The organism is Variovorax boronicumulans, from assembly GCF_029892485.1.
GTDB classification, from domain to species: domain Bacteria; phylum Pseudomonadota; class Gammaproteobacteria; order Burkholderiales; family Burkholderiaceae_C; genus Variovorax; species Variovorax boronicumulans_B.
This window is the reverse complement of record NZ_JARXVG010000020.1, coordinates 1-11623: the sequence shown is the minus strand read 5'-3', so window position 1 is coordinate 11623 and position 11623 is coordinate 1. Positions and strand designations below refer to the sequence as shown.

Annotated in this window: 9 protein-coding genes; all 9 read right to left on the bottom strand. The window is 69.1% G+C overall.

The genetic code is table 11. The annotated features are described in order from the left end of the window. Window position 1 precedes the first annotated feature (1 nt). The 9 genes from tssF to M2282_RS29195 all read right to left on the bottom strand — a co-directional run bounded on the left by tssF (window position 2) and on the right by M2282_RS29195 (window position 11484). A complete protein-coding gene (gene tssF, locus M2282_RS29235; protein WP_280812278.1) occupies window positions 2-1894 on the bottom strand; it encodes a type VI secretion system baseplate subunit TssF in 1893 nt (630 codons plus the stop codon). 8 nt (window positions 1895-1902) lie between these two features. Then, window positions 1903-2418 carry a type VI secretion system baseplate subunit TssE gene (tssE, locus tag M2282_RS29230; protein WP_280812277.1) on the bottom strand — a complete coding sequence of 172 codons (516 nt, stop codon included), beginning with the start codon at window positions 2416-2418 and terminating at the stop codon, window positions 1903-1905. A gap of 1 nt (window position 2419) precedes the next feature. Continuing rightward, window positions 2420-3265 carry a type VI secretion system accessory protein TagJ gene (locus M2282_RS29225; protein WP_280812276.1) on the bottom strand — a complete coding sequence of 282 codons (846 nt, stop codon included), beginning with the start codon at window positions 3263-3265 and terminating at the stop codon, window positions 2420-2422. Between the two features lies 1 nt (window position 3266). Continuing rightward, window positions 3267-3824: a hypothetical protein gene (locus tag M2282_RS29220; protein WP_280812275.1), complete on the bottom strand. Its 558-nt coding sequence runs from the start codon at window positions 3822-3824 to the stop codon at window positions 3267-3269. Window positions 3825-3871: 47 nt separating this feature from the next. Next, window positions 3872-5845, bottom strand: coding sequence for a caspase family protein (locus M2282_RS29215; protein WP_280812274.1), 1974 nt, complete (start codon window positions 5843-5845; stop codon window positions 3872-3874). Between the two features lie 125 nt (window positions 5846-5970). After that, window positions 5971-7116 (bottom strand): hypothetical protein, encoded by a 1146-nt coding sequence (locus tag M2282_RS29210; protein WP_280812273.1) that lies wholly within the window; start codon window positions 7114-7116, stop codon window positions 5971-5973. A 28-nt stretch (window positions 7117-7144) separates the two neighbouring features. After that, window positions 7145-7894, bottom strand: a complete 750-nt coding sequence (locus M2282_RS29205; protein ID WP_280812272.1) for a hypothetical protein — start codon at window positions 7892-7894, stop codon at window positions 7145-7147. Window positions 7895-7923: 29 nt separating this feature from the next. Further along, window positions 7924-9507, bottom strand: coding sequence for a murein transglycosylase A (mltA, locus tag M2282_RS29200; protein WP_280812271.1), 1584 nt, complete (start codon window positions 9505-9507; stop codon window positions 7924-7926). A gap of 60 nt (window positions 9508-9567) precedes the next feature. Next, window positions 9568-11484 carry a serine/threonine-protein kinase gene (locus M2282_RS29195; RefSeq protein ID WP_280812270.1) on the bottom strand — a complete coding sequence of 639 codons (1917 nt, stop codon included), beginning with the start codon at window positions 11482-11484 and terminating at the stop codon, window positions 9568-9570. Window positions 11485-11623 lie beyond the last annotated feature (139 nt).

Below are 11623 nucleotides of genomic sequence, written 5' to 3'. Positions count from 1 at the left end.
GCTACAGAATCTGCCGGGTCCCGCACAGCGGCCTCCATCGCATGGTCTCGCCCTTGCCTGCCACGCGCAGCACGGTCTCGACGAAGTGGTTGACCTCCACATGGCGCGCGAGAAAGCGCGACATCACTGCGCCGAACAGGAACACGCTGTGGCCGTGGAACGCATCCTTGTCGACCTCCAGCGTCACCTCGAGCCCACGCCCGAAGGCGATAGGCCCCTTGAGCGGCAGGCGGCGCGCCACCGGCTTGCTCTTGACCGACAGGAGCCCGCGCACCTGGCCCTGGCGCATCTCGTCGGCATGCGTGGCATAGAGCATCAGCGTCTCGCGCAATGCAGCGGCGCCCTGCTCCGGCGTGCTGTCGGAAATCGAGAGGTAGTTGAGCGCGAGGTGATCGACCACCCGCCAGCCCAGCCCCTGGCTCACCACCGGCGACACCGGCCGCGACGGCCCGCGCACCATGCGCACGCGCTGCACGGGGAAGGAGTCGACGCAATCGAAGTCGTTGTCGCGGCCCAGCGGCATCAGGAGCGGCAGGTCGCGGTTCGTGCACAGCGCGCTCACCGCCAGCTGCCGCAGCGTGGCCGCATACGGCGCCTGCTGCGGATCGACGATCTGCATGTAGACCTCGGAGCCGATGTGGCTGCTGCGATGCCCCTCGGTGCGCTGCCTCACCGACAGCATGCGCGGCTCGCGCGTGGTCGTGAAGTAGGCGGGGTGGCTGTGCCGCGTGCCGTGGAAGGCGGAATAGAAAGGCCGGAACGGCTGCTCCGCCGCCGACGCATCGGCGCCGGGCGCGCCGTGGCCGACGACCTCGGTGACGGTGTGCACCTCGAAGTCCTGCGGCCGCGTGCGGTCGGGCACCAGGTGGAACTGGCTCACGCCTTCGCTCAGCGGCACGCGGTCCAGCCGCTTGTTGAAGAGATTGATCACCGGCACGCAGTGCAACTGCACGTTCTCGGCGCTCACCAGTTTTTCGAGCGCCGCATCGCCGCGGGAGAACAGCAGCACCAGCTCGATGTCGGCGACCGGCATCGTCGCGAGCAGCGCCTGCAGCCCGGCGATGCGCAGGAACTGGAAGCGCTGCGGAAACGCGAAGTACTCCTGCAGCAGGCGAAAGCCCGAGAAGCCCGTGGCCGTGACCGGCAGCAGTGCCTCGTCGTCTTCAAAACCGACAGGTTGGATCGCGCTGGGCGGCAGGCTTTGCGCCACTCCCTGCAATGCGCCGGTGGGCGACAGCGGCCGCACCATCACGCCGATGGGCTGGCCCAATGCGCATTCCTGCAGCTGCCAAGCGACGTCTTCGGCGCCGCCCAGGTGCAGCACCAGGTCGTCGAGCGCGATCTGGTTGAACTTGAGCCCCGCTGTTGCGCGCAGCGCGATGCGCAGGCCGCCGCGGATGGCGCGCGATTGCGGATGCGTGGTCAGCGGCAGGTCGGGCGCGTAGGTGAAGTACTGCGCGCGCTGCACCTCCATCGGCCAGATGCGCAGTGCGCTCGATGTGCGGAACTCGCAGTGCGTGTTCTGCCCCACGGCCTGGCGTGCGCGCAACCCGGCGCCGCGCGGCAGCTTCGGGCCGGTGGCCAGGTTCGCATCGTCAAGATCCGGCGCAAACGAAACGACCGCCATCGCAGGCGTGGGTGCCAGGAAATTCGGATAGACGATGTCCAGCAGGTGCCCCGTGAAGCGCGGGTACTCGGCATCCAGCTTGAGGTTGACGCGTGCCGACAGAAAGGCCGTGGCCTCGATCAGCCGCTCCACATAAGGATCGGCGACCTCCTGGCCCTCGATGCCCAGCCGGTGCGCGATCTTCGGAAAGGCGCGCGCGAACTCCGAAGAGCTCTCGCGGAAATAGCGCAGTTCCTGTTCATACAGGTTCAGCAGCCGAGGGTCCATGTCAGGACTTACCTTGGGTTTTGCGCCATGTCCACGATCTCTATGCGGCCTTCTTCCAAATCAACTCGGCTTCGCATCAGGAACTCCAGCGGCACGGGTTGCGCCCACAGCATGCCGCGGATCTGCAGCCCGATGCTGTTGTGCGAGTCCAGTGACGAGCCTTCCATGACGAGTTCCACTTCGAGGGTGCGGGACAAAATGCGCGGCTCGAACTGCAGGATTGCGTTCTTCAAAGCCTGTTCCATGCTGACACGCTGCACCGACGAGGTGAACTGGCCAGACAGCATAGGCAATCCGTAGTTGATGACCGAGCGCGCTGCATTGGGGTACTGCTTGTCGTCCATCGCAAGCCCGAAGCCGGTGGCGTTGAAGAGCCAGCTCAGGTCACGCAGCACGGCCGCGCGCAGCGCCTGCTTGGTGAGCGTGCGCTTCTCGTCGCTCTCGCGTTTTTCGGTGGGCGCGTTGTCGACCAGGCGGTCGAGCAGCGAGGGCTGCAGGCGCTCCTGGGCGGTGAGCTCGGCCACCTCAGCCGCCTCCGCTCTCGGTGCCTTCCTCTGGCGTTGCTTCTTCGGCGGAGGCCACCGGGTTGAAGAGAATCTCGCGCACGTCCATCAATGCGTACTCACCGGCATCGCTGCCGAGCACGCGCTGGCCATAGCCCGCCCAGACTTCGGGTCGCAGCTCGCGCCACTCGGTCTTGCGCGCGAGCCGCAGTTCGCCGTCTTCGCTCTTCTCGGTGCCTTCGTAGCGCGTGGGAATGAGCGCGAGGGTTTCGCCGCCGTTCTCGAACTGCAGGTGCGCGGGCATCCAGACGCAGTCGCGCAGGTCCTCGGGCGGCTCGATCTTGATGTGCGCGAGCCGGGCGTAGGGAATCCAGTAGTACTTGCCGTTGACAAAGGCTTCGAGCACGGGGCCCAGTCGCATGTCGGCATCGGCGAGCCATTCGAAGGGCGTGCCGTCGATGGTGCCGGCGATGGCGGGTGCGCCATCGAACGCGCGTTGGCGAAGGTCCTCGGCCAGCTCGGACTCGCCGCGCCCCTGCCGCAGCAGCGACTCGATGAGCAGCGCCAGCCATTCGTCGGGCTGGCCGAAGATCATGGGCGTGCGCGTGCCGGCGAACACCTCGGCGCGCAGGCCCTCGCAGCGCACGGCCTCGCCGTAGACCTGCTTCATCGGAACGGCGAGCGCATCGAGCTCGGCCGCGACGGTGAGCTGGTTGAGCGCGCGCTCCCACTGGCCCAGCACGCAGAGCAACTGCGCCATGAACACGCGGTGCTTGCTGTCGGAAGGCTTGGCGCGCACCTCGTCGCTCAGTGCCTTGAGCGCGGCCACCGGGTCGGCGGACTTCAGGAGTTCGGCGGAGGTGGTCATGTCAGTTGCCCGTGAAGGTGCAGGTGCGCACGGCCCCGCGCGCGCCGGTCTTCTGCTGCGGCGCCGAGCGGATCTCCAGCTTCGTGTAGTCGAAGAAGATGATGTCGCAGGGCCGCTTGGGCGTGCCGCCGGTCACGATGGCGTGGCAGTTCACGCGCGCGCCCTCGAGCACGAACTCCAGGTGCGACTGCAGGTCTTTCGAACTGTCGCCGCCGGCCTTGAAGACCGACACCGTCACCTTGAGGTCTGCGTCCTGGCTTTTCAGCAGGCTCGCGATGGAGGCCGTGGCCGCATCGCAGTCGCGGATCACGATGAAGGAGTAGTTGCGCAGCTTGCCCTTGCTGGAGCCGGGCGGAATGACCACGTCGGACTTGTACGAGTAGCCGCCGATGTCCATGCGCTGCTTGCCGTCTTCGTAGGTGCGCACCGACTCGCCCTCGATCGGCGTGCCCTTGCTCTCGATCATCATCGAGAAGTCGTTGCCCGACTCGCCCGACAGGTAGTCGAGCAGGCGCAGGGCCTCGTCGGGGTCCAGTTTTCCATCGTAGGTCCAGCTCATGTCGATCTCCTGAGAAAAATTCGGTGACGGGTGGTGGTGTGTCGTCGTTACTTGGCGGCCGGGACTTCGCCCGCCCAATGAACCATCGCGGCGAAGGTCTGCCGCTCGCTCTCGGGTTGCAGCGCGCCGCGCACCCGTACTTCGGCCACGGCATCGCCCGCGCCCGTGCCGAAAAGGCGCGGCGCGCTATAGGGGGCCGCGGGCGTGGCCAGCACGAGCAGCCGGCCGCCTTCCGCGTTGAACCACGGCAGCTCGAAGCGCTTGATGGCCGGGGCCTCGCGCGTGCCGCGCTTGAAGCGGTTGGTCTCGCCCGGGTCCTCGGGGTAGACCTGGCGCGCGCCGCCCTGCGGATCGATGCCGACGATGACCAGGTCCACCGAGCGCGCGCTGGTGTTGCGCACGTTGAGCACGGCGCGCTCGCCGCTGCGCAGCGGCAGGAGCTTCGCGTCGACCTGCTGTGCGGAGCCGCTGCGCACCAGGCGGTCGCCGTTCCACACCTCGAACACCGCGTCGAAGCCGTCGAACTGCGCATCCTTGGCAATGGTGTAGAGCTGGTTGAGCCACTTGAGGCGGGCCAGCATCTCCAGGCGTCGGCGCGCCGTTGCCCCGTCGGCCGGCACTGGTTTCGCGCCTGCGCCGAGCAAGGGCGAGAGCACTTCGAGCCGGCCACCGGTCCAGCGCACGTCGGCGCTGTCGGCTTCGTTCACGGCGATCACGGAGGCGGGGTATTCGAGGCTCAGCCCGGGCGGAAGGCCGGCCTCTGCGCGCACGCGCAGTGCGACAGAGGGCGGCTCGCCGAGCGGCGTGATGTTCCAGAGCGCGGCACCGGAGAGTTCGCGCAACGCGGTCGGCACCGCCATGCGCGCCTTGTCGGTGAAGGCCTGCGCCAGCGTGCCTTCGGCGCTGCGCACCGTGCCGTCGTCCATCGTGGCCAGCACGCGCAGCGGCTGCTGCGCCACCAGGCCGTCGAGTTGGCCGGCCTGCAGCGTGAGCGTGTCGCCGGAGCGTTGCGCGCGCCAGACCGGGCGCGTGGACGCGGCCTGCGCGCGGTTGGCAAAGATCGGTGCATCAAGGTTGCCCTCGGCCACCGGCGAGGGCAGTTCGCGCGTGGGAAAGCGCTGTGCGAGTTCGTCGATCACCGGCGGATAGACGGCCAGCACGCCATCGAACAGGTCGCGCCAGGTGGCGGGCTTGCGCGAAAGCGCCTCCACCACGGCCCAGGTCAAAAGGCCCTGTGGACGCGCGTTGCGGTTCTTGCGCGGCAGGCGCAGTTCGGGGGTGATCTGGTGGCTTTCCGATGCGAAGAGCGCGACGTAGCGGGCGCGCGGCACGGGGTCGGTAACGGTGGGGCGCGCCATGGCGACACGCGCCGCGGGGCCGGGCGCGCCGATCAGTTGCGCGGTGCGCAGGCCACGCCAGCGCACCGGGTCGTCGGGCGGGCCTTCGGCAGTGGCCGGTGCGTCGGTCGTGCTGCGGGTCATCGAGTTCGCCGAGCAGGTGTCGAAGACCGAGGCGACGAACACGTTGCGCGCGAGGAAGGCCTGTATCCAGGCGTCGAAGTCGGCATCGCGCAGGTCGCCAGTCAATGCGTTGTCTGCGCCGAGCGTGCCGCGCACATCGCGTGCGAGAAAGTTCTCGGAGAGGCCGTCGGGCTCCTGGTAGCGCTTGTTGCTGTCGCGCAGGCGGGTGCCGTGGCCGGAGAAATACAGCAGCACGAAGTCGCCGCTCTTCGACTGCGCGAGCAGGCGGCCGAGCGCTTCGTGGATGGCCTGCGATTCGGGCAGCACGGAGCCGCTCACGCCGTCGGCGAGCACGGTGATGTCGGCGGGCGCGAAGCCTTGCTTCTGCAGCGCGTCGCGCATGAGCATCACGTCGTTGCGCGGCGCCTGCAGCCAGAGGGCCTGCGGCTGGTTGACGAGTTCGGAGACGCCGACGAGCAGGGCGCGCTGGGTGGCGAAGGCGGTGTGGCCGAACAGCAGAAACACCAACGACAGCAGCACCCGCAAACACCGAGCCCGCATGGCTCCTTCCCCTCCCGGGGGAAGGCTGGGATGGGGCCAGGCAGAGCGCCCGATGGATACGCCGCTTGCCCCCACCCCTGCCCTCCCCCGGAAGGGGAGGGAGAAAGACAGGGACACGGCCGACGTCATGGCCGCTCCGAAGCCGGCCCGGCCGATTCGACCAGCGGCGAGGCCGCGAGCAACGACAGTCCGCCGACCGGATCGTTCACGCGCAAGCGCCAGACGCCGTTCGTGCCCGGCCCGCCGACCACTTCGGCCGAGATCGTGCGCAGCAGCCGGTCGGCCTCGTCCACGCGCACACCGTCTTTCCACCGCACGACCAGGTTGGCCGATGCTGTAGCCGGTGCGGTCGGCACGTTGCGAAAGCGCACCTCGTCCTCTTCCGATGCACGCCCGCCGAGCAGTCCGACGTTCTGCACCACCACGCACAGCGCGAGCACCGCGAACGCGGGCCGCATCCATCCATCGGCACCGAACCAGCGCCGGATGCTGCCCCACCAGCCGCCCTCGGGCCGCTCCTGCGGCCGGGCGCGCGGCGGCGCGGGGTCGGCCGGCGATGCGGCGGACGACGGCACCGGCGCTGCACCCAGCTGCATGCCGACGGTGCGATACAGCGCCTGGTAGTCGGCGCGCGGGTCCTGCGCACCGAGCGGTGTGCCGGAGAGCACCGAGAACACGCCACCCACGGTGCGCAGCGCTACGCGGCCCGGTTCCGGCGCGATGGGAAGCACCTTCTGCGCGGCCCACTCGTCGTGCACCGCGCGGATCGCGGCGAGCCGCGTGGCCGAAACCTCGCCGAGCACACGCGCGCACAGCTGCGGGCTGGGTTCGAGCGTCAATACGTTCCACGCCTGGATGAGCCCGAACGCCGGCTCGAAGGGTTCGTCGTCGGGCTCGAGCAGCACGTCGAAGGCGCCGGCCCAGTCGGCCTCGCCCGCGGCCATCCAGCCCTGCCAGAGATCGCCGTGGATGCAGCGGTCCAGCAGCACGCCGAGCAGTCGCCCCTCGTGCACCACGCTGATGAGGCGGCCCGGCGCCCAGCGTGCGGGAAAGGCGCGCTGGGCGACAGCCTCGCGGCGCCGGGCCAATTCGGTGAGGGGGAGCAGGAGATCCTGCAGTGCGGGCGTTGCGGCCGCCGCAGCAGCAGCGCCCGGCACGGCACCCGGCATGGCCACCGTGGCCACGGCGGGGCCCGCGTCCGGCACGGCGGCGGGGCCGTTTTCGAACGCATTGCGGATCACGCTGAGCGGGGGCCAGAGTTCGGTGTTCATGGCGGTCTGTTCCTGAATGGCTATGTCTTCAGGCATAAGACGCTTCAGCACCGAGGATTTTGAAAACCTGCAGGATCGCCGCCATGTTTTCCGCCTCGATGGCGATGCCCAGGGTCTGCTGGATCCAGCCGCCCAGCCGGGTCTTGGCGTAGTCGGCGGTCAGGCCCTCGCGCTTGTGCACCAGGCCCAGCCGCCCCGCGCGGTAGTGGTACGAGGCGATGGCGTGGCGCGAGGCGATGCCCGAGAGCCCGCCCTCGGCTTCCTTGCCGAAGCCCTCGCACAGGAGGATGCGTTCGGGCTCGGGCAGTTCGGCGATGAAGGCACGCGCCGCGAGCTGCACCGCCTGTGCGCTCAGGCCGTGTTCGGCGAGGCAGCCGTCGAGGTCTTCGCCGGCGCCGATCTCGTCCTCGAGCTGCGCCTCGGTGATCTGGTCGCCGATGGAAATCTTGCGGCGGAACGAGCTCGCGCGGGTGCAGTCGATCAGGTAGCGCCGGAAGTACGCGCACAGCGCGAAGGCGGTCGAAGGCGCGCTGTGGCTCGCGCGCTCGTCGGCCTCGTCCGGATCGGCATCGAGCCGCAGCACCTTCACGTAGATGAACTGCGCCACCAGTTCCTGCCGTCCTTCGCCCAGCACCTGGAGTTCGGGCGGATTGCAGGCCACGAGCGCATCGCCAACGATGCGGTACATCGCACCCATGTCGTTCGAGGACAGCGTCTGCCGCCGCCGCCAGAGGCGGACGAGTTCGGTGCTTTCCGCGGACGACAGCGTTTCCTGCATGAAGGGACAAGCGTTAGGCCGAGACCGGATCAGTCATCCACACAGACACCTTCGGTTGGCACCAGGCACTGCGGCAAGCCGGCGCCCACCGGGCCACCGCGCGTGCGGATCGCCGACGACACCGCCGCCTGCGCCACGGCCAGGCCGCGCGGCAGAAGAATCCACAGCTGGCCGCGCTCCTTCATGCGGCGCGCGTTGGTCGCGGCCGCCTGGCCGTTGCCGAAGAAATAGTCGGCCCGCACCGCGCCGCGGATCGCGCCGCCGGTGTCCTGCGCGATGGTCAGGCGCTGCATCGGTGCGCCGCTGCCGGGCGTGCGGGTCGAGACGAAGACCGGGTAGCCCAGCGGCGTGCTGCGCGGATCGACCGCGATCGAGCGCCCCGCCGACAGCGGCACCCCGAAGGCGCCCACCGGCCCGCCCACGGGCGAGGTCGCTTCCTTGAAGAACACGTAGCTCGGGTCCTTGATGCCCGACCCCGTCACCTCGCCGGCGGTGCGGCGCCCCGGCACCACGACCGCGCCGCTGGCGGTGGGCCGTGCGAGCGTGAAGCCGCGGGTGCGGATGACGCTGCTGTCGACGCTGCCGACATCGTCGTCGTCGCCGTCATCGAGTTGCAGTTCGATGGACGAGCCGCGCACCTTCACCGCGCTGCGCGGCTTGCCGTTGGCGGCCTGCGCAATGGTGGGACGGAAAGGCTGGCCGTTCTGCTCTGCATAGGCCACGCGAATGGTGTCGCCATTGGCCAGCTTGATGCGGCCCGAGCCCTGGATCTGCATTTCGTAGAGCGCGGTGGCGCTGCTCACGAAGGCCAGCACCTTGGCGTTGGGCGCGCCCTTGGTCTCGATCTCTTCGCGGGTGTAGTACGGCAGCAGCTGCTTGCCCTCGATGCGCATGCGCACCTTGCGGTCCAGCGTGTCGCGGGTGATGGCCGAGAGGTCGAGCGCATAGAGGCCGGGGGCGCCCATGTCGCGGGTGCTCAGGCCCGTCTGCACCACCACGTTGCGGCCTTCGACCTTCGCGGCCACCGTGCCGCTGCCGGCCGGGAGCTTGCGCGCATCGGCGAACAGCATGTCTTCCGGCTGGCCGTACACGGGGTAGATGAAGGGCGCTCCGTAGGTGCGGCTGCCCGCGATCTCGGGCTCGAAGTAGCCGGTGACCACGCCGTCGGGCTTGCGGTCGTCGTCGCGGATCTGGTAGGCCGAGAACTCGCTCTCGAAGAAGCTGCGGATGCCGTTGCGATTCTTGCCATCGACCTTGGCCGCGCGGTCGCAGACCTCCTTCCACTCGGCGCCGCGGCCGGTGAGCACCTTGCAGCTGCCCAGGAACGCGGGCCAGGTCTCGGAGAAATCGTCGCGCGACCAGCCCGGCATCGCATCGAAGCTCACCGCGGTGTAGGTGGCCAGCTGGGTCGAGAAGGTGCGCGCCTGGCCCGCCACGCTCGCGCCGGTGGAGGCCGGGCGCGAGCCGGCGGTCGATGCCGTGTCGGTGGCGGACGTCGTGTCGGCGGTCGCGGCCGGCGGCGGGTTGACGCAGCCTGCCAGCGACGCGACGGCCGCGAAGGCGGCCCAGCGAAGCAGCGTGGTGGTGAAGCGTGGCGACTGTGAGGTATGCATGAAAGTCTCCTTGTCCGGAAAAAGCGGCCATCGAGCCGATGGGCCAACGTCTACAGACGATTACTTCTCGACGATTTTGAAATTCGCGACGCCATAGACGTCGTTGCACGGTGCGCCGGGCGCGCAGGTCGGCTTGCCCAGCAGCGGAGACGGGCCGGTGCCGCGCGTGGCTTCGAGCGCCGAGAGCACCGGCAGCGGGAACTGCGGAAACACGCCGTCGTTCTGCACGCCGGAAGCACTGAAGTCGCGCTCGTGTTCGCTGACGAGCACGGCGAACTGGTTGGTGCCGGCGGGTCCGCCCGCGTCCATCGGCCATGAGGCGCGCGGCAGCGACAACGCGCTGTTGGCGCTGATCTTGTTGTACTTGTCCAGCAGGTTCGGGAACAGCAGGAACATCTCGCCGCCGCTGGACAGCAGGAACACGTAGACGAAGCCGTCGCGCTTGCTGCGGATCTCGAAGGCGAGCTTGTCCTTGCCGATGTTGACCTCGGGCTTCTTCGCGGTGGCCGTGACTTCGAAGCCCGGCGCGGCGCCGGCCGTGAGCGACTGCAGCGATTCGAGCGGCGTGCGCGGCGCCGCCGGAGGGGGCGGTGGTGGCGGAGGCGGTGGCGGAGGGTCCACCTTCGTGACGTTCTCCAGCGGCGGTGGCGGCGTGGAGGCGACGTCCTGCTTGTCGGCGCCGGCCGCGCGGCCCTGGTACCACCACCAGCCGCCGCCTGCGACGGCGGCAACGACGGCGATCGAGGCGATGGCGGCAACGGCCTTGCCCTTGCCCGCGCCGCTGCTGTTGCCGCTGCCGGGTGCGGGCGCGGGGGGTGGCGCCTTCTTGCCGGCGATCACCGTGGCGGCATTCGCGTTGGAGCCCGTGTTGTTCCCGCCCGTGCGCGCGCCCGAAGGCGGCTGCGTGCGCGGCGTCGGCGCGATGCTGTGGCCGACTTCCAGGTCGAGCGCCGCGCGCAGTTCGGCCATCGACTGCGGCCGCTGCTCGGGCCGCACGCCCAGGCCCGCATCGATGGCCTGCAGCAGGCGCAGGCTGTAGCGCTGGCGCAGGATGTCGTTGCCCGCGAGCGGCACGTAGCTGTCGGACAGGAGCCGCGCGACCGACGGCGGCGGTGCGCGGCCGCACACGGCCACGTGCATCACGGCCGCGAGCGCATAGACGTCGGTCCACGCGCCTTGGGACATGTCGGGCATCTCGGCGTACTGCTCGATGGGCGCGTAGCCGGGCTTGAGGATGACGGTGATCGCCTGCGTCTTGTCGGTGATCACGCGGCGCGCGGCGCCGAAGTCGAGCACCACCGGGCGGCCTGAGCCTTCGAGCAGGATGATGTTGTCGGGCGCGATGTCGCGGTGGTAGCAATTGGCGTTGTGCATCACGCCGAGCGCCTGGGTCACGCCGTCCATGATGCGGATGAGCCAGGCCTCGTCGACGCCTGCTGGAATCGCGACCAAGGCTTCCCGGAGCGTGTCGCCGCGGTAGAAGGGCATCACCATGTAGGTGGTGCCGCGCTCTTGCCAGAACCTGTAGACCTTCAGGAGCGAGGGGTGGTCGAACTGGGCGAGGAGGCGGGCTTCGTTGATGAAGCTGCGCATGCCGAGGTCGAAGGTTTCGCGGTGTCTTTCCGAGAGGGGGACGACGGTGCCGTCCTGCTGCCTTGTCGACAGGGATGTCGGCAGGTACTCCTTGACGGCGACCACGCGTTCGAGGTCGTGGTCCCAGGCTTCGTAGACGACGCCGAAGCCGCCCTGGCCGATGACTCTGGTGATCTCGAATTCCGCGAGGCGGCTGCCTACGGGGAGGAGGCCGGCGTCGTGCGTGCCTGCTGCCGGGCTTGTGACCGGGACGTTGGACAGGCTTGTAGTGCCGGCGGTGATGACGGTTGCGGCTGTGTCGCCGGTGCTTGTTGTCGGCTGCGGTGCGGGCCTGGAAACGACGCGGGTGCGGTCGTCTTCCGGTGGGGGGGCGTTGTCGGTCATCGACCTGCTCCTGCGGGGCGGGCGGCTTTTTGAGTTTGCTTTCCGAGGCCGGGTCTCGCCCCGGCGGGCGACTTACTTTCTTTTGCTTCGCCAAAAGAACGTAAGCAAAGAAAAGGCGACCCTGCTGTCTGCGTCCCTA